This window comes from Halotalea alkalilenta, from assembly GCF_001648175.1.
Classification (GTDB): Bacteria; Pseudomonadota; Gammaproteobacteria; order Pseudomonadales; family Halomonadaceae; genus Halotalea; species Halotalea alkalilenta_A.
This window is the reverse complement of the sequence record NZ_CP015243.1, coordinates 387,629-406,144: the sequence shown is the minus strand read 5'-3', so window position 1 is coordinate 406,144 and position 18,516 is coordinate 387,629. Positions and strand designations below refer to the sequence as shown.

Below are 18,516 nucleotides of genomic sequence, written 5' to 3'. Positions count from 1 at the left end.
GGTATAGAATTGGGTATATTTCCCAGTTAGATTTAGATCGTATACCTATTTATGGCTCTCACCGCGCGACAGGTCCAGCTCGCCAAGCCTGGCGACAAGACCATCACCCTGACCGATGGCTATGGCTTGCAGCTGGTCATCTTCCCCCACGGGCGCAAGGGCTGGCGCTGGCGCTACTACCGGCCCAACGGCAAGCGCAACATGCTGAGCTTTGGCCACTATCCCGAGGTGAGTCTGGCTCAGGCGCGCGAACAGGCGCTCGACGCGCGGCGGCTGGTCAAGCAGGGCATCGATCCCGGCGAACAGCGTAAGCAGGACCAGCAGGAGCATGCCGAGACCCAACGCAATACGCTGCGCTTGCTGGCCAAGGAGTGGCATGACAATGCCTCTAAGCGCTGGAAGGCGACCTCCAAGCGCGCCCAGCTGAGTTGGGCGGTGCTCGAGCTCCACGTTTTCCCCTTCCTCGGTGATCGCCCCATCGAGGAGATCAAGCCACTGGAGTGGCTCGCGGTGCTCAAGCGCTTGGAAGAGCAAGGCAAGCACGAGCAGAAGCGCCGCGTGCACTTCTTCTGCCGTGATATCTACCGCCTGGCCATCGTCACTGGCAGGGCGGCCAACAATCCGCTGAGTGATCTTGGCGTCGCGCTCGAGCGCGGTCCTGGCAAGCGCAGCTTCGCCCATGTCAGCCAGGAGGAGGTGCCCGCGCTCTACCGCGCGATTCATGACTATCGCGGTGGCCTGATGGTCAAGTACGCCATGCAGCTGCTGTTTCTCACCGCTGCTCGCCCTGGAGAGCTGCGCCAGGCGCACTGGAAGGAGTTCGACCTCGAGGCGGCCGTCTGGCACGTGCCCGCCGAGCGGATGAAGATGGGCCGCGCCCACCAAGTACCACTACCTCGCCAAGCTCTCGCCGTACTCGAGCAGCTGCGCGCGATCACCGGGCACTATCCGCTGCTGTTTCCCGGCCGCAGCGATCCCCGCAAGCCAATCTCCGAAATGACCTTGGGGATGGCTTTCAAGCGCATGGGTTACGCCGGCCGTCACGTGCCCCACGGCACCCGCCACGTCATCGCCACCGGGCTTAAGGAACGCGGCTTCCCACGCGAATGGATCGAGCTTCAGCTCTCCCACAAGCTGCCCGGGATCGAGGGCGTCTACGTCCACGCCATGCACATGTCGCCTGAGCAGCGACCGAGGATGATGCAGGAGTGGGCGGACCTGCTCGATGGCTATCTCCGTGAGGGAGTCGATAAGCACAGCGCTTGATCGCGTAACTGATTCAGCGACGGTCGATCTGAGTGATTACTTGTTACGGATGCGTTTGGCCATCGTTGGCACATTGCTGAGGTGTGCTTGGTCTAGGGCATCCCGAAGCCATCGGGAATACGGCAGTGACACATAGCGCCCTTCTGCGCTAGGTGAATCGCTCAGCGAGGCTGTCTCGTAGATTTCCGCGCGGAAATGACCCCGCCAAGTGCATTCGGTGCATTCGATTAGCCCTCGGACCTCGAATTCTTCAACCTGCCTACTGGTGCGGATACGGGTGGGGCTGTCGCAATAGGGGCACATCCAGCGGGCATTGCGTTTACGGCAGCCACTCGCCGCCTGTGGACGATTGCTGGTCTTTTCAGTCATCGCCGACCTTTCTCTTCGCTGTCGTGGATCAGGCGTGCGGGCCGCACGCGTATGTGGTTGCATGCTGGATCGGTAGTTTTGGCGCGATTGCTCCACTGTCCCCTCGCCGCGCAGACTCCCCCGCGCCTGCGTTTTGCGCAGGGGTAGTTTTTTGATTCACTCCATGATCTTCAGCGAAGCCAGTAACGGCGCAGACTGTAGCCCGATTTTAGGGTGCCAGAAGCGCTTCGAAACGGCTCACTTTGATTCACTTCTGCGCAGGCATTGGCCGGTTGTCAGAGGTCTATTACAAGCCAATGAATCGCTGGCGTGGGCATGGCTACTTCAGCGGGCCGTAGTGTGCCTATACGGTGCCATGCAGTCTACATGGCTAGCATCCACTCACTCGATAAGTGAGTAAAATAGGGAACATGGGATTTTCCTCCCGATATCTGTGTAAGAGAACGATGCTACATAGCCAGGTGCTCGCAGTCCTCATCGGTCCTCGGCAAGCTATGTCTGTCCCGAGCTGGTCACGCCCCGAAGCCCCTGCTTGGACCCTAAAACCCAGGCCCTGGAGACGCCAACACTATGCTGCACATCGAATCCGACCGCCCCTTTACCCCCGTCGATGCGCTCAAGCTCGGCAACCGCTTGCTGCGCCGCCAGGAGGTGGAGCTCAAGACCGGCAAGAGCCGCTCGGCGATCTATGCCGAGATGCGCAAGGGCACGTTCCCCGCGCCGGTGCCGATTGGCGAAAACAGCGTCGCTTGGCTCGAGGTCGAGATTGATCGTTGGATTGCCGAGAGGGTAGCTGCCCGTAACCAAGCCCTGAACACACCGTTCGAGATTTGCCAGGTGGCCCGCGCATGAAACATTTCACCATGACCGTCGCCGGCCAATCGCTACGCTTCACCGAGGAAGATATCGACACGATCCAGGCCGCTTTGGTCGACGCCACCCAGCGGCCCGGCGCACGGATCCAACGCTATGGCGCAAGCGGTCTCGTCTCGGTGGTGATGCTGGATGACCGCCATGCCGCCAACGACACCGCCGCTATCGAAGTCGATTACTAAGTCCCGCCTTAGTTCGCTTTAAACCACCTCGATTCGATCACTGCCCGATGCTTGCCATCGGGCGGAAGGAGCCTTCTCGTGCCCAAACAACGCAAAAACCCTGGTCAGCGGGCCAACGCTGCCAGGGCATATCCAACCAATCATCGTATTCAGGTTATCACGCACACGCCGAGCGTGGACACTTCCGTTGGTCTCGATATTGTTCCCGCACAGCGGACCAACGGCATCACCGATTCCTCGCCCGGCTTGCCGAGGCCATACGGGTCTCGCTATCATGCGTCCGTCGCAGCAAAATCTGCGACCGGGCGTGAGAACCCGAGTGACTCTAGGCGCAGTAGCGCCCCAATCATTGCTGGCGCTTTTTTTGTGTCTGCAATGTGTTATGGCGGCCGTGCGTGGGCGGGCTTCGGCCCGGCCGGTTTCCTAGAGTGCCGGTTTCTCACCCCGCGTACGGTCGCCCCCAATCTTGTGAGAAGGATCGGTGGCGACTCCATTACTCTAGGAGTTACGCCCCATGGCCATTCACGCCTCACGTGCATCTGCACGTCCGCGTTTTACCCCCTCGCTTCAACAGATCGCCGTCGCCCAGCTCGGTGCCCGGCTGATCGTCTATCGCGTCAATCGCCGTCCCGCACAGCGCGAGCAACTGCTCGGCATGTTGGCGATGGCCCAAGCCCTCGGCGCACTCCCCACCCCAGAATTCGACGCTCTCTCCGCCATCCTCGACCAGCTCCAGGCATCGGAGGTGGCGCATGGCTAATCCCTTCACCCTTACCGTGCATCCCGACGCCAGTGCCCGCGCGCTGTTCGACGATGGCAGCCGCCGGCTGTGCGCCGTGCTCGAGCTGCTCGCCTGTATCAATCGCCACGACCTCGACGGTGCCGGCCAAGCCGACCTCCACGCCATCACCGTGGCCGCCGAGTACCTGGCCGCCGATGCCGAGTGCCTGCTCGGCCATGCCTTCCACGCCAGCGCAGGGGAGGGGGTGAGGCATGGTTGAGCACGTCTACGTTCCGCCGCAGCTCTCCGTCCTAGCGCGCGGGCGCCGCATCGATCCCAGCGTAGGGCTCGAAGAGATCTACGAAGATGGCGAGTATCGCCTTCAAAGCGCGCGAGACCTGATGTGGTCGCTCGCCAATATGTCGTCGAAGCACGCCGACTCAAGCGACATCGACCATATCGCCAACGCGATACATCTGTTGCTGGACGATGCGCTCGAGCTGATCGACTACGCCTACAAGCACGCCATTAGCCCATCGAAAGCCCGCGAGGTGTGCCATGGCTAAGCCGCCTCTGACACTGGTTACCCGCAAGCATCCCCGGCCGAGCGTCGCACAGCTTCTCGAGCGGCGCCTCGAGGCGGTGTTCACCGCCTCGCGGGCGACGCGGGTCGCCAATATCTGGATGACCCATGGCCAGATTCAGCTCGCCCACGCGGCTGGCTGGTTGACCGAGGCGCAGGCGCAGTGCTTCGAGCAGTCGCTTACCGTGATCGAGGAGCGGTTCGCGGTGGCCATCGCCGATCCGGCCACGCTCGAGGCAAGCGAATGCCCACGCACTTCCCAGCGCTACCGCGAGGCGGTGGCTTTGGGCTCCGAACTGACCGAAAACCTCCATCTGCTGCTGGGTACCTGTATCGCGCTTGTCCACGCCGGCGAGATCACCGTGACCAGCACGCGTGCCTGCCAGCTCCTCGACAACATTGAACGCATCGTCCGGCGGGTGAGCTTTGCCGCCAACGATGCGGAGGCCCCCGGGCAGGGAGGACCACGCGATGAGTGAACACGCCACCTTCGCCAAGATCCGCGCCGTGGCCCAGCGGGCGCTCCCGGCCGCCGAGCGGTTGGTCGCCACCTGGCTGCCCGAGGGTAAGCGCCAGGGTAGCGAGTGGGTCGCTCGCAACCCGGCCCGCGGCGACCGTGCGGCCGGTTCCTTCGGCGTTTCGCTGGTCAGCGGCAAGTGGAACGACTTCGCCTCACATGCCGCCCACGGCGGCGACCTGGTGTCGCTGTATGCTTACCTGCACGGCTGCCGCCAGGTCGATGCGGCGATGGCGATCGATCGTGCCCTGGGGCTCGGTGCTTTCGCTTCCTCATCGTCCCCAAGCGATAGCGGGGCAGCGCCCGCATCCGCCGAGGCGATCGCTGAGCGTGCGCAGCGCGAGCGCCAGGCCCAGGCCGAGCAGCGCCGCCGCCATCGCGATGCCGAGCGCCGTGCGCGCTGGCTGTGGGACGCGGCGCAGTCGGCCAGTCCCTCGCATCCCTACCTGGTGGCCAAGGCGCTGCCGCCGTTCAAGCTGCGCCAGGGTGGCGACGGCACTCTGTTGGTGCCGCTCTACGGCGACGGGCGACTGGTGAACCTGCAATGCATCGGCATCGACGGCCGCAAGCGCTTCCTGCGCGGCGGCCGGGTCGCCGGCGCCTATGCCACCCTTGGCCGCGTCACCCGGGGGGCGCCACTGTTCATCTGCGAGGGCTGGGCCACCGGCGCGACCCTGCATCACGTCACTGGACGGGCGGTCGCCTGCGCGATGCATGCCGGCAACCTCGCCGCGGTGGTGGCCCGCCTGCGCGAACGCTATGGCGCCGCCGCCCGGCTGATCGTCACCGGCGATGACGACCGCCAGACCGACGGCAATCCCGGGCGTCAGGCGGCGATCGTCGCTGCTGAGACGCACGGGGCACGGGTGGTGTTTCCTCGCTGGCCAGTAGGGAGCCCGGACGGGCTGACCGACTTCAACGACCTCTATCGCTGGCGGCTCGGTCTGCTTCCTGACCCGTCCAGTCAGGTGGCGATGAATGACGCTTTCGGCGAGGAGGGCCGCCCATGAGTCGCCGCTCCCATGAAAAAGTGCCTCGCCCGACCGAGCGGTTCCCGGCACAAGGCAAAGCAACGCCCCGGCGTGGCGAAGAGCCGCTCGCACTCGTGGAGACCACCGAGCCCGGCACGTCGGCAGGTGCATCGATGCCCGTCGAACGCCTGATGCCGCCGCGTCCGTGCTTCGCGGTCTACACCGAGCCGACCACGGTCGAAGGCAAGCACTTCGCCGCCGGCACCTGGTACCACGGCCTCAAGCAGAGCCCCGGCGATGACCGGGGGATCCCGGTCGATCATTGGATCTGCGCGCCGCTGTTCGTGGTCGCCGAGACCGTCGACAGTGAGGATGGCAGCGTCGGCCGGCTGCTGCGCTTCGACTATCGCGGCCGCACCGTCGAATGGGTGATGGCGATGGAGTCGCTCGCTGGCAAGGGCGAGGAGCTGCTGCGCGCGCTGATGCGCCAGGGCCTGGTGGTCGAGTACTACCAGCGCAAGCTGATCCCGGCCTATATCGCCAGCCACCACCGGCTCGACCAGGTGCTGGCCACCACCACCAAACCGGGCTGGCACGCCGCTTCCGGCGCCTTCGTGCTGCCGGGTCGGATCATCGGCGAGGCCGAGGTGCGCTACCAGGAGAGCGGGCGCGGGGCGCGCCTGTTCACCCAGGCCGGCACGTTGGACGCCTGGCAGGCGGAGGTGGCCAGGCCCTGCCTCGGCAACCCGGTGCTGATCCTGTCGCTGTGCTGTGCGCTCGCCGGCCCCTTGCTCTACAAGGTCGGCGTCCACGGCGGCGGCGTGCATCTGGTTGGTGACTCCTCGAGCGGGAAATCACTCGCCCAGCTGGTCGCCGCCTCGGTCTGGGGTGATCCCGGCGTGTTCGCCGCCTCGTGGGACATCTCCAAGGGCGGGGTCGAGATCGAGGCGACCGGCCGGAACGACACCATCCTGATCCTCGATGAGATCAAGCGGGCGGATCCCAAGCGGGTGCAGGAGATGGCCTATGCGATCGCCAACGGTACCGGCAAGGGCACGATGACCCGCGAGCGCGAAGGGCGGCCCAAGCTCTATTGGCGACTGCTGGCGCTCTCCAGCGGCGAGCGCTCGCTGAGTGAGCATGCCGCCATCTCCGGCAACCCGGCCCATGCCGGCGCCGAGCTGCGCATGGTCGACGTCAACGCCGGCTCTCGCCGCCATCGTGCCTTCGATGACCTCCACGGGCTGAGCGGCGAGGAATTCCACCGCACCCTGACCGTGGCCACCCATGGCAGCTATGGTCATGCCGGCCCGGTGTTCGTCGAGCGGCTGCTCGAGCATGACGACCTCGACCGGCTGTGTACCCGCTTCGCCGAGATCCGCAACGGCTTCGACGTCCATAACGCTCAGGCAGGCCGGGTCGCCGATCGCTTCGCTTTGATCGCACTGGCGGGGGAGCTGGCCATCGACCAGGCCTTGCTCCCTTGGCAGGAGGGCGACGCGCTCAATGCCTGCCGCCAGCTATTCGCCGAGTGGCTGGCCCGGGTGGGCGACGGTAACGCCGAGGATCGCCAGATCCTCGCCAGCATCGCCGACTTCATCGACCGCCACGGCGATAGCCGCTTCTCCTGCATCGATAGCTTCGTGGTGGTCAATCAGCGCGCCGGTTATTGGGAGCTCCACGACGACCAGCGGCTGTACCTGTTCAACCGTGCCGGGCTCGCCGAGGCCGCGCCGGGGTTCGGGCTCGATCGTATCGTCAAGGCGCTCGCCGCCGCCGAAGCCATCGCCAAACGCGATGCCGGCAAATGGCAGAAGAACTACCGACTCAAGAACGGTGGACAGACCCGCCTCTACGTCATCGCTCCTACCCGCCTCGAGGTATTCGCTGGCCAGGAAAGGGAGGTCGATCGCGATGCCGAGCACGGAAGCAAAAACTTAGCCTGCTAGCAAAATATCACCTCGAAGCGACGACCCAAGAGACAACGAAGGGGAAGGCTTTGGTTTCCCGGCCGAAAAAGCTGGGGCAACACGGGCAACGGTGCAACGCCCACGCCACTGCTGGGCGCAAGCGTTGCACCGCTAAAGAAGAAGGAGGCAACGGGGCAACACATATAGCTTTTTATTAAGACCATTTCTTTCTCTTATTCCGAAAACGGAGGTCCGTTGCACTGCTGCACGGGGCCGTTGCACATCGAAATCGCGCTGTAACCCGCATGGTTGATGGGTTGTTGCCTCGTTGCACGTGTTGCAGCCGATTTTATACAGAGAGGAACGTTTTATAGGGAGGACACACTCCACCGACACCCCCGAAACGCGACCGGATCCGCCTTCCTGGCCGGCGAAAAAGACCACGACACCGACACCACCCCAAGGAACGACCATGAACGACCGCGCCACACTGCCCCAATCGCTCGTCAACCAACTCGACGCCCACGACCAGGCCAAGGCCGCCTATCAGGAGAGCCGCACCAAGACCCTGGCCATGGCCGACCGGGTCGACAAACACCGCCAGGCGGCGAACGCCGCCCGCTTCGAAGCCGAGGAAGCGACCCGGCAATGGCGTGAACGCTTCCGTGACGCCGACGGGGAACTGACCAAGCCGATTCGCCAGCTCAAGGCCAAGGCGGCCGAGCATGCCGAGCTGGCCGGCGAGTACGAGCAACTCGCCGACACGCTCGAGGCCGACCTCGAGGAGGTACGCTTCGACAATGCCGATCGTCGCACCGCCTACCTGGGCCACTACCGGGCCGCCAGGGAGGGATGGCGCCGCTACCGGGTGGATACCCTGGCCGCGCAGGTGTTCGGCACCGAGGCGGGGCAAGCGCTGCTCGCGGCGATCGCCTCGCACCGCGCGCTGATCGAGGAGCAGGTAGCGCAAGACCCTATCGTCGGGCGTAGCTTCGGTAACTACGCGCCCACCCTCGCCGGTCAGGCCGAGGAGCGGCAGGCCACGACGCACCGCTACCGCCAGTGGCTCGAAGCGCTGATTGCCCGACATGGGCACGGCGAATCCAAGCGGGATCCACTGCCCGAGTCGATGCGCCGGATCAAGCGTGATAGTCGCGAAGGCGACGCCCAAAAGGTGCATTCTCCTGCCTATCGTCATCGCCTGCGCGTGGAGCGAGAGCAAGCCAGACGGCGCCAGCGCAGCTGACCGCTAACGACGCCCACCCAGCCTTGGCCGCGCACTGCGCGGCCTTTTTGTGTCCTTTGGTGCACCGACGCCGCCACCGCGCCGCGACCCGCCCGCGCGTTGTCGACTCCCCGCCCCGCCTGCGCGCTAAATGGGTGGGCTTTTCGGCAGGCTGGAGACGGCCGAAAACCGCGCCAGTGCTGGGGCGGCGGGCAGGGGAGCGGGGGCAAAAAATTATGCGGATTTATGCGTTTTTTCGAGAAGGAAGAGAAAAATGCGGCGAGGATCTGGAAGGTATGCTACAGATTGTGTCAAATTGAAATAAAAAGTAGTCTTGAGAAAGGCTATAGGAGCCTGACGGATCTCCATCCCGAGAGGAAACATAGGAGCGGGGGATCCGCAGCCGCAGTCTTCAGTTTACTCTGTCAGCGAATAGTTTTCTTTTTTACATAAGAGATTAGTCGATATGGCTTTCAAAACACCGACATCCTATACCGCTGATCCTGGAAGTCTGGACAGGCAGATTTCTTTCAAAATCTGCTCATGTCATTCGACGAGCCTGAATACCCTGCGTCTTTTGAGAGGTTAAGGCCGCGGTGCTTTTTTGCAGTCATCAGGCCGCGATTCGATTCTTTTTCGCTTGGGATTAAAAGAGCTGAAAAATTCAGATTTATCTAATGGTTGTTATTTTTGAAATTGTTCCAGTTAAGAGGATTTTTTATGGGTGATTTTAGTCAAATAGTATTTGGTTATTCTAGTGCAGAAACAGAGCGCGCCAGAGATCCAGGGCTTATTACTGAAGGGCATGTAGATTTTAGATCTGTTGATATTGAAGCGACCACTGGGTCGAAATTTTTATTTTTAGGTTATAAAGGATCTGGGAAGTCATCAATTGCAGAACGAATTGAGTTAAATTTGCATGATAAGCATAATGCATTTGCTAGAGTTGTATCATTACAGGATTTTCCATTTACCCCTTTCGCTAAAATCATACGCGGAGATTCTGAGCCAGAAACAAAATATCCTTCTGCATGGTCATGGATACTATTAATTTACCTGCTAGAATCATTTGAAAAAGATGAAGGTCTTTCTTATCCCGAATCATCTATTTTTAGAGATGCAGTAAAAGCCTTTCGTGAAATGGGATTATCCCCAAAGTCAGATCCTGCATCTATCGTGCGAACCAGTGCAAGACATAGTTTTAAATTATCTTTGCCAGGACGGCTTGCCGAATATTCCTGGGCTGGCTCGGAGACTAAGCCTGCCTCTGAAATTCCTAACTTCGTTGAAAGTTTGAAAGAGTTGATATCTGATCTTCGTAGCGAAAGCAATCATTATCTTATTATCGATGGGCTAGATGATATATTGACGGCTCGAGAAGTACAGTATAAATCATTATCGGCATTGATATATGAAGTTAGTAGATTAAATTCATCTTTCGCACGAAAAAAAGTTCCGGCGAAGATTATTTTACTCTGCCGAACAGACCTTTTTGAGCGCCTTCCAGGTTCTAACAATAATAAAATACGTCAAGATTTTTCTATCGAAATGGATTGGTATCATGACCCAAATGATCCAGATAACTCTCTCCTTTTAAAGGCTGCACAAATTAGAGCAGTTCGAAGCTTGCAAAGAGAATTAAATTTGTTTGATGATTTTTTTCCTCCAACCATTGATGGAACTTCTTCTCGGAAATATTTACTCGACATGACTCGCCATACCCCGCGTGACTTTTTGCAACTATTAAATTATATCCAAAATTTTGCATCAGCGGGAAAATTAACTATTGAAAGGATCAAATCCGGGATGCGCGAATATTCCATAAAATATTTTCTTCCCGAGATAAAGGATGAACTGAATGGATATGCTCGTCCTGATGAAATTTCAAAGATAATAAAGTGTCTTGGTAAGGTGAGAAAAAGAGATTTTCATATAAACGAATTAATAGATGTCTCTAGAAAATCGCCGAATTCACTGATGCCGGAGAGAATTTTAGAGATAGTAGAGGCTTTATTTGAATGTAGTGCTTTAGGAAATATTCAACATCGATCTGGAGGAACCACTTTTTACACATTTAAATATAGGAATAGGCATTCTTCATTTAATGAAGACGAAAACATAATATTGCATAGGGGATTATGGAAAGCTCTTAATTTACGATAATATTTAGGGTTTTAATATTACAATTTCTCAATGTATGATTGCGTAATTAAATTTCTATATTTTATTTGGATTTTGGGGCTGAGTGTTATGCTAAAAGAATCTGCTATAAGAGAATTAAAATCATCCCCTATTATGGTTTCGACAACCGTGGCGGGAATGTTCATCTCTGGTGCTGGAATGTTGCAAGCGTATATTCAAAACCAAAAGGTACCAACGGGTGTTAAAGTAATAGTGCAAAATAATGTAGGGCATCAGGTTCAAGCAACAGATATTAATGTGGCTAATTTGTTGTTAATTTTGTCTTTTTTCCTTGCGATATCTCTTTCAATGGCATGTATTATCAAATTGTTGGCTCGTGTATATCCATTTCCGGCATTAGTATTGTCAGTCGTAATCTCGGTATTAGCAAATTTTTTGACTCTTGTTGTGATGCACTTGGTTCCTCCAAGGCAATTAACAGAGGCATCTATAGATTTAGCAAGCGATCTCCTTATGTATGGATCGACTTTAATAATGATAGCTATAAATGGGCTGCCTATTATTCAAAGTTTTGTGGCTCCATTGTCTTCTCAAGAAAATAACGCGAGAGATAATTCGAGCGGCACTAAAACTAGTTCGAATAATTTTATTGCAGCTTTGTTGCTCCTCGGTGTATTGCTTCTTATATGGTGTAAGTTAGTTTCTTCAGGACAAAATAAATTAATTGATGTCGTCTTTAATTAAACATGTAACAATTATTTTATATGGCTGTATTGATGCCTAATATTTTATTCTTTACTGAATTTAACAGAGGTAAGGGAATATTTAAAATCATTCCGTTATGAGGAGAAGGTGATTAAAAGTTTTACTTGTATAATGGAATATAGGAGCCGAAGATAGGTGGCAACACGAACCTCAATACCTTCTTTCTTTCAAGCCTTCGTCCTGAGTGAAGTGTGGTTCGACAAGCTCATTAGGCACAGCGGAATCAAGGGGTCTTAGGTTGGCGAACATGCCATGGTTCGATCCCAATTCCTCAGGTGCTTTCCACGAAACAGTCCAGGTTCGACATTCCCTACCACCTTTAGGTATATGGATGGGTATATTTGAACTTTATTTCCAAAAGTATTTGTAATAAAATCAATTGGTTACGTGAATTGTTATAGTCTCGCCAGGCGCGCCAGTCTTCCCACCTCGCAGGTCACCGTGAGGCAAAAAGCCCCGAAAATCAGCTAATCCGCTGGTTTTCGGGGCTTTTCCATTATGGGCGTTGCTTGGCTTTCAAGCCCCGGATGGGTAGAGAACCGGGTATATTTCCCGATGGGCAGCGTGCGAACGCTGCCCTGACCAACTTAAGCGCTCAGGCTGCTGGAAGTTCCGCTTCGATGACGAGTACGTGCGGGGTCAGTTGAGATCCGGGGTTCCCAGTGAGTCTTTGATCTCGTTGTGGAACTGCCAGTTTCCCTCGGTCCAGTTCAGTCCTTGAACGGATTCGGCGATTTTCCAACCATCGTCGGCTCTTACGAACTTGAAATCGTACGTTCCGACGAGTGTTTGATAGGGACTGCCGTTCGCGTCGCGATAAAAATGGCTTGCATGCATGAGCACATGGCAAGAGGCCGTGTTGCCGTCGATGACGATGCTTTGTGGAATCATGATGTGCTCGTCGCCGCTGAGCTGGCTGTGGAATTTATCGGCGAGTTCGCACCATTTGTCGGCTGAGACACGTATCCGTCCCATCCCGATCGTCGGGCTATGATCGACTTCGATCTCGTCGCCGTAGCAGGTCCTGAGCAGCCTGAAATCGTGCGCGTCGGTGGCTTGACCATAACGCTGCACCACGTCGGTGATGGCGATGTAGTCGAGAAGGTAGTTCACTTTATCTTCAAGCCCCGCTGGCCCGGGGCTGCGCAGGAGGGTGAGCTGTTCCGCCGTTGTGTTGAACGCGTTCATGATGTCTCCTGAAGCGTATGGATGGCGCGCGGGCTTGCGCGCAGCGCTAGACGTCAGAAAAAGTGGAGGCATCCTCCACTTTTTGAATATACGGAGGCTTCCTCCGTTTATCAAGGGCTTGAATCAGGTGTCGCAAAACAACCCCTCCGATGGAGGACGTCGGCCTCGGGCCGATGCGAAGCGAAACAGGGCCAAGCTCGTCGAGGCGGCGAAGCGTGTCTTCGCCGATCGAGGTGCCACGGCCAGTCTGGAGCAGGTCGCGCGCGATGCGGGGGTGGGAATTGGTACGCTCTATCGCCACTTTCCGACGCGCGATCTGTTGATCGAGGCGGTGTATCAGCAGGAGACCGATAGGCTGGTCGAGGCGGCCTCCGAGCTTGCTTCCACGAAGGCGCCCGTCGAGGCTCTGCGCGAATGGCTGCGCTTGTTCGTTGATTTTCTCGAGGCCAAGCAGGATCTCAAAGCAGTGCTCGAGACGCTGATTGGCGGCTCGGAAGCGCTTTACAGCGGTACGCCAGCCCGGCTTGCGCCGCCGATCGACATGCTGGTCGAGCGAATCGAGGCCACGGGTCTCAGGCTCGATATCGCGCCTCTCGATTTGCTGCGCGCCATCGTCGGGGTCGGGACGGTGCGGCCGGGCGGCGATTGGAAGCCGCGTGCCCTCCGCTTGATCGATCTGCTGCTCAGGGGAGCCCGGACGACGAGCTGATACATGGGCGGAAGGTGCTGCTCATCCGCTCGGCCACTCGCCGCCTTTCACTTCGCGCAGGGTGCAATCGTTGCGTGCTTGCGCCTTGTCCCTTCTTTAGCTCTCTTGCTCAACTGGGTCGATGAATGCGCGAGGCTTCAGCTGGAAGCCTCCGCTGTCGCATGCCGACAGCAGTGGCAGGGAGGAGAGCAGGCGTCGGGTATAGGCATGACGAGGCGCGTCGAGCACTTCGTCGCGCTCACCGCTCTCGACGATCCGACCCTGCTCCATCACCACTACCCGGTGGGCGATCTGCTCGACCACGCCCAGATCGTGGGTGATCAGCAGACAGGCGAAGCCATAGTGGCGCTGCAGCTCGCCCAGCAGGGTGAGGATCTGCTTCTGCACCGTCATATCCAGTGCCGAGGTGGGCTCGTCGGCGACGATGAACCTTGGTTTGCGCGCGATCGCCCTGGCGATCGCCACGCGCTGGCGCTGGCCTCCGGAGAGCTGGTGTGGAAAACGCTCGAGAAAGGCTGGGTCGAGCCCTACCTCTTCTACCACCTCCCATATTCGCGCTTGTCGCTGTGCGCGATTCATGGTGTCGACCAAGCGCAGCGGTTCGTCGATGATCTGCCGGACGCGCATGCGTGGATCCAGCGAGGAGAAGGGGTCCTGCTGGATCATCTGGCAATCGAGCCGCCAGGCTCGGCGCTGGCGCTGGTCCATGGCGGACCATGGTGTGCCCGAGAAGCACAGCTCGCCGCTTCGCAGTGGCACCAGGCCGACGATCGCTTTGCCCACCGTGGTCTTGCCGGAGCCGCTGGCGCCGACCAGCGCGACGGTTTCGCCCTTGGCCACCGCTACGCTGAAATCGTCGACCGCGCGCTTGGCGATCGCTGCGCCGAACCAACGCTTGCGCCCCGGATACTCGATCACCGCTTGGTTCAGGGACAGTACCGGCGGGCCGCTGTGCTCGGGGGTGGGCAGGGCGATTCGCCTTGGCAGCGCGTCGAGCAGTTTGCGGGTGTAAGGGTGCTGAGGCGCGGCCAGCAGCCTCTCGGTGGTGCCCTGCTCGACCAGACGACCCTCGCGCATCACCAGTATGCGCGAGGCGTAGTGGGCGACCATGGCCAGATCATGGCTGATCAGGATCGCCGCATTGCCCTGCTCGCGTGTCAGCGCCAGCAGCGTCTCCATCACTTCGCGCTGAACCACTGCGTCCAGCGCGGTGGTCGGCTCGTCGGCGATGACCAGCGAGGGCGACATCAGCATCACCGAGGCGATCATGATGCGCTGGCGCATGCCGCCGGAGAACTCATGCGGATAGCACTCGAGCAGATTGGCGTCCCGCGTAAGGCCCACTCGCTCGAGCATCGCGAGGATGCGCTGTTCGCGTTCGGCTCGGCTGATCCGGGTATGCAGCTTCAGCCCCTCATGCAGCTGCCGTCCTATCTTCAGGGCCGGGTTCAGGGAGGTCATCGGCTCCTGGAAAATCATCCCCAGGCGGTGGCCCCGCAGCGTCTTGAGCGCTCTCAGCTCGTCGATACGGTACTCCTTGCCGTCGAAGCGCATGCGGCCCTCATCGCATTCCACCCCGGTCGGCAGCAGGCCCATCAGCGCCCGCGTGGCGAGCGTCTTGCCGCTGCCCGATTCGCCGACGATGGCGATGGTTTCTCCGCGAAAGAGTTCGAAGCCGATGTCATCCACGACGACCTTGCCGTTGGCGGCTATCGTCATCCCTTCGACCGCCAGCAGTGGAAGATCCTCGGTGCTGCTCATCGTTGCATCCTCGGGTCGAGGAGATCGCGCAGCGCGTCGCCGAGCAGGTTGACGCCAAGCAGGGCAAACGAGATGCACAGCCCCGGGAAGATCGCCAGCCAAGCGGCATCGGAGAGATTGTCGCGGCTGGCGGCGAGCATGTTGCCCCAGGTGGGCTCGGGCGGCGGCACGCCGAGGCCGAGGAAGGAGAGCGCGCTCTCAGAGATGATCACCCAGCCGAGCATGGAGGTAGCCAGCACGATCAGCGGCGCCAGGCAATTCGGCAGGATATGGCGCAGCAGGATGAATCCCTCCGAGTGGCCCATCACTCTCGATGCCTCTACATAGTCGCTCTCTCGCAGGCTGCGCACGGTGCTGCGTACGATCCTCACCACCGAGGGGCAGTAGGCCAGGCCCAGCGCCAGGACGATGCCGTAGCGGCTATTGCCCAGTACGCTCAGCAAGCCCAGGGCGAGCAGTATTCCTGGGAAGGCCAGCAGGGTGTTGGTGATCATCATCACCGCCCTGTCCACCACTCCACCGAGGTAGCCGCTGAGGATGCCGAGGCAAACGCCGGTCAGGGTCGCGGCGAGTACGGTGAGCACGGCGATCGAAAGAGTGGTGAAGGCCGCATTCATCAAGCGGCTCATTACGTCGCGGCCGAACTCGTCGGTTCCCAGCCAGTGCTGCGTGCCGGGCGCTTGCAGCTTGCCGAGGATATCGATCGCAAGCGGATCGAAAGGCGTCCAGAGCAAACCAGCCAGTGCCGCCAACGCAAGCGTGCCGATCATCGCCGAGCCGAGCAGGGCATTGAGGGCGGGGAGGGCGAATCTTGGCTTGGTGGTCATGCGTCCTTCACCCTTGGGTCGAACAACGGGTGAATCGCATCGATGCCGATGTTGACCACGATGTAGAGCGACGCGATGAACAGCATGCAGCCCTGCACGACTGGATAATCGCGGGCGTAGATGCCGTCGACGAGTAGACGGCCCAAGCCGGGGAGGGTGAAGACCGTCTCGACTACGGCGATGCCGCTGAGCAGGTTGCCGAGCATGATGCCCATCAGGGTGAGCGTGGGGCCGAAGGCGTTGGGGAAGGCGTGGCGGGCCAACACCATTGCCTCTCCTACGCCTTTGGCACGTGCATGCGAGATGTAGTCCAGCCGCAGCACCTCCAGCGTGCTCGAGCGCATCATTCGCACCAGGGTGCCGCTTTCGACCAGCACCAAGGTGATGATCGGCATGATCAGATAAAGCAGACCGGTGTGGAAATCTTCGCGCAGCGAGACGTATCCCACCACGGGTAGCCAGCCCAGCTGCAGGCCGAAGAGCAGCAGCAGCAAGAGCCCCATCCAGAAACTCGGGATCGAGAGCAGCAGTGTGGCGAGCGTCACCAACCCGACGTCGAGCCGGGAGTTCTGCTTCCAGGCCGCGATCATGCCGATCGGGATGGCAATCAACGAGGCAATCACGATGGCCACCAGCACGATGCTCAGCGTCACGCCGAAGCGCTGGATGATCATCGGCGCAATGGCTTGGCCGGTCTGGATGGAGTGGCCGAAGTCCCCCTGCAGTACCTGTGAAATCCAGATCAGGTATTGCTGGGGATAGGAGAGATCGAGCCCCATCTGCTGGCGTACCCGGGCCAGGCTCTGCTCGGTGGCGAGATCGCCAAGCAGCAGTTGAGCGGGGTCTCCCGGAACCAGTCGAATCAGTAGGAAGATCAGCACCGAGACCAGGATGAGGGTGGGTATCGAGGAGCCGATTCGCCTAACCAGGTGCAAGAACATGGTGCTCTCCGGTCACTGGGTGATACTGACGTTCCAAAGCCTGGGCGACTCGCCGAACCAAGGGGCGAAGCCTTCGACACGATCGCGATAGGCAGCGATCGAGACGCCGGGAAAGAGGAAGATCAACGGCGTTTGTTCGATCATGAGGGTGTGCAGTTCATCCACCAGCGCTTGGCGCTGCCCGGTATCCTCGGTGAGCGAAAGCGCCTGGATCAGCTCCCGCGCTCTTGGGTCGTCCCACACTTTCCTCGGCTCTTGCGCCTTGTCCCCGGTGATCTGCTCGAACATCAACGCGGGGTCGAAGCGCGCCGAGTAGGTGAACGACATCATCTGGTAACGCCCGCTGGAGTAGCGGTCGAGCTGTGTCGCCCACTCCATGGTGTTGACCCGGGCATTGATGCCGGCCGCCTGCATCATCGACTGCGCGATGATCGCGACGTCGTAGCTCGGCACCTTGGGGCGCTGGTTGGCGATGATCTCGATCGGCTCGCCGTTGTAGCCGGCCTCGGCGAGCAGCTCGCGAGCGGCCTGCGGGTCGTATTCATAGCCGGTTTGCTGTACTTCGCCGTACCAGGCCGAGGAGATCGGTACGTTCGAGTTGCTCGGCGTGGCCATGCCCTCGCTGCTGCCGAGTGCGACCTGCTCGGTATCGATCGCCAGTGCTACGGCCTTGCGGACCCTCGGGTCGTCGAGCGGAGGGGCGTTGGTCTGGATCAGCAGTCCGTTACGCAGCCCGTTGTCGGCGGTGTCGATCTTGATCCCGGATGCGTTGCGCAGTGCCCGGGCATCGGTGGCGCTGATCGGTGCTACGTCGATGTTTCCCGCCTGGAGACCCGCCACCACGGTGGCTGGGTCGGGTATGACCAGGATCCGTACGGTGCCGATCCGCGGTTCCTTGCCGCCTACGTAGCCGTCCATCCGTTCTTCGCGGGAAGCGTAATCCGCAAAGCGCGTCAGGACGATGGAGCGGTTGTGGTTCCACTGCTCGAGCTTGTACGGACCGGTGCCGACCGGCTCGCGCCATGCGCCGTTCTCATCCAGCGAGTCGGGGTGGATCACCGCCACCGCGCCGCAGTCGGGGCGTGCCATGTTGGCCAGGAACAGAGCACTGGGAGATGCCAGTGTCATGGTCACGGTGTGGTCATCCACCGCAGTCACGTCGGTGACCTGCAGGTCCGAACTGCCGTCGAAATCACTGACGCAGCGCCACTGCGTATCTGGATCCATCCAGCGGTTCCAGCTCCACACGACGTGCTCTGCGGTCATCGTCTCACCGTTGTGGAACCGTACATCCTCGCGAAGATGGAAGGTGTAGGTGCGGCCATCGTTGGAGACTTCGTAGCTTTGGGCCAACATCGGGCCGACGCTGCCATCCTCGCGGTAACCCACCAGGCCCTCGACGACATGCATCATCACGCCATCGGTATTGCCGTCGCGGTTGACGCCGGGTTGGGTGCTGCGAATGTCCGCGTTCATGGCCACGGTGATGGTGTCGTTGGCCGCCGCGCCGGCCGAGGTCAATCCGCACAGCAACAGCAGTGGTATGCAAGCAAGGGGCTTCATGAC

General features: G+C 59.6%; 18 protein-coding genes. 13 read left to right on the top strand and 5 right to left on the bottom strand.

Annotated features, from left to right (window positions below):
• Positions 1-51: 51 nt before the first annotated feature.
• The 12 genes from A5892_RS01825 (at position 52) to A5892_RS20090 (ending at position 11,503) form a co-directional block, all read left to right on the top strand.
• Positions 52-1,266: a tyrosine-type recombinase/integrase gene (locus A5892_RS01825; RefSeq protein WP_064121338.1), complete on the top strand. Its 1,215-nt coding sequence runs from the start codon at positions 52-54 to the stop codon at positions 1,264-1,266.
• A gap of 939 nt (positions 1,267-2,205) precedes the next feature.
• The gene (locus A5892_RS01820; protein ID WP_064121337.1) at positions 2,206-2,487 is read left to right on the top strand and encodes a helix-turn-helix transcriptional regulator; all 282 of its coding nucleotides are present in this window, start codon (positions 2,206-2,208) and stop codon (positions 2,485-2,487) included.
• Positions 2,484-2,690, top strand: a complete 207-nt coding sequence (locus tag A5892_RS01815) for a hypothetical protein (RefSeq protein WP_064121336.1) — start codon at positions 2,484-2,486, stop codon at positions 2,688-2,690. Before A5892_RS01820 ends, A5892_RS01815 begins: the two co-directional genes overlap by 4 nt.
• Positions 2,691-3,204: 514 nt before the next feature.
• A complete protein-coding gene (locus tag A5892_RS01810) occupies positions 3,205-3,450 on the top strand; it encodes a hypothetical protein (protein ID WP_064121335.1) in 246 nt (81 codons plus the stop codon).
• Positions 3,443-3,691 carry a hypothetical protein gene (locus tag A5892_RS01805; RefSeq protein ID WP_064121334.1) on the top strand — a complete coding sequence of 83 codons (249 nt, stop codon included), beginning with the start codon at positions 3,443-3,445 and terminating at the stop codon, positions 3,689-3,691. The genes A5892_RS01810 and A5892_RS01805 overlap by 8 nt, the downstream gene beginning before the upstream one ends.
• Positions 3,684-3,977, top strand: coding sequence for a hypothetical protein (locus tag A5892_RS01800; RefSeq protein WP_064121333.1), 294 nt, complete (start codon positions 3,684-3,686; stop codon positions 3,975-3,977). Before A5892_RS01805 ends, A5892_RS01800 begins: the two co-directional genes overlap by 8 nt.
• Positions 3,970-4,473, top strand: coding sequence for a hypothetical protein (locus A5892_RS01795; RefSeq protein ID WP_064121332.1), 504 nt, complete (start codon positions 3,970-3,972; stop codon positions 4,471-4,473). Before A5892_RS01800 ends, A5892_RS01795 begins: the two co-directional genes overlap by 8 nt.
• A complete protein-coding gene (locus tag A5892_RS01790) occupies positions 4,466-5,521 on the top strand; it encodes a toprim domain-containing protein (protein ID WP_064121331.1) in 1,056 nt (351 codons plus the stop codon). The genes A5892_RS01795 and A5892_RS01790 overlap by 8 nt, the downstream gene beginning before the upstream one ends.
• A 134-nt stretch (positions 5,522-5,655) precedes the next feature.
• Entirely contained in the window at positions 5,656-7,431 is a 1,776-nt protein-coding gene (locus A5892_RS01785; protein ID WP_064124246.1) for a DUF927 domain-containing protein, read from the top strand.
• Between the two features lie 433 nt (positions 7,432-7,864).
• Positions 7,865-8,638, top strand: a complete 774-nt coding sequence (locus A5892_RS01780; RefSeq protein ID WP_064121330.1) for a hypothetical protein — start codon at positions 7,865-7,867, stop codon at positions 8,636-8,638.
• A gap of 699 nt (positions 8,639-9,337) precedes the next feature.
• Entirely contained in the window at positions 9,338-10,780 is a 1,443-nt protein-coding gene (locus tag A5892_RS20095; protein ID WP_150123453.1) for a P-loop ATPase, Sll1717 family, read from the top strand.
• An 87-nt stretch (positions 10,781-10,867) separates the two neighbouring features.
• Entirely contained in the window at positions 10,868-11,503 is a 636-nt protein-coding gene (locus tag A5892_RS20090) for a hypothetical protein (RefSeq protein ID WP_150123452.1), read from the top strand.
• A 660-nt stretch (positions 11,504-12,163) separates the two neighbouring features.
• On the opposite strand, the gene A5892_RS01775 is transcribed toward A5892_RS20090, so the two are convergent.
• Complete coding sequence (locus tag A5892_RS01775) at positions 12,164-12,712, bottom strand: nuclear transport factor 2 family protein (RefSeq protein ID WP_064121329.1); 549 nt, start codon at positions 12,710-12,712, stop codon at positions 12,164-12,166.
• Between A5892_RS01775 and A5892_RS01770 the strand changes: the two genes are divergently transcribed.
• On the top strand, positions 12,711-13,421 hold the full coding sequence (locus A5892_RS01770; RefSeq protein ID WP_223302768.1) for a TetR/AcrR family transcriptional regulator: 711 nt from the start codon (positions 12,711-12,713) through the stop codon (positions 13,419-13,421). The genes A5892_RS01775 and A5892_RS01770 overlap by 2 nt on opposite strands.
• A 96-nt stretch (positions 13,422-13,517) precedes the next feature.
• Here the strand turns inward: A5892_RS01770 and A5892_RS01765 are convergent, their stop codons facing one another.
• Genes A5892_RS01765 through A5892_RS01750 form a run of 4 tightly spaced genes read right to left on the bottom strand, consistent with a single transcriptional unit; the run spans position 13,518 to position 18,513 of the window.
• Positions 13,518-15,182, bottom strand: a complete 1,665-nt coding sequence (locus A5892_RS01765; protein ID WP_064121328.1) for an ABC transporter ATP-binding protein — start codon at positions 15,180-15,182, stop codon at positions 13,518-13,520.
• On the bottom strand, positions 15,179-16,009 hold the full coding sequence (locus tag A5892_RS01760) for an ABC transporter permease (RefSeq protein WP_064121327.1): 831 nt from the start codon (positions 16,007-16,009) through the stop codon (positions 15,179-15,181). The genes A5892_RS01765 and A5892_RS01760 overlap by 4 nt, the downstream gene beginning before the upstream one ends.
• Positions 16,006-16,950 carry an ABC transporter permease gene (locus A5892_RS01755; RefSeq protein WP_027350992.1) on the bottom strand — a complete coding sequence of 315 codons (945 nt, stop codon included), beginning with the start codon at positions 16,948-16,950 and terminating at the stop codon, positions 16,006-16,008. The genes A5892_RS01760 and A5892_RS01755 overlap by 4 nt, the downstream gene beginning before the upstream one ends.
• 12 nt (positions 16,951-16,962) lie before the next feature.
• Positions 16,963-18,513: an ABC transporter substrate-binding protein gene (locus A5892_RS01750; protein ID WP_064121326.1), complete on the bottom strand. Its 1,551-nt coding sequence runs from the start codon at positions 18,511-18,513 to the stop codon at positions 16,963-16,965.
• Between the last annotated feature and the right edge of the window lie 3 nt (positions 18,514-18,516).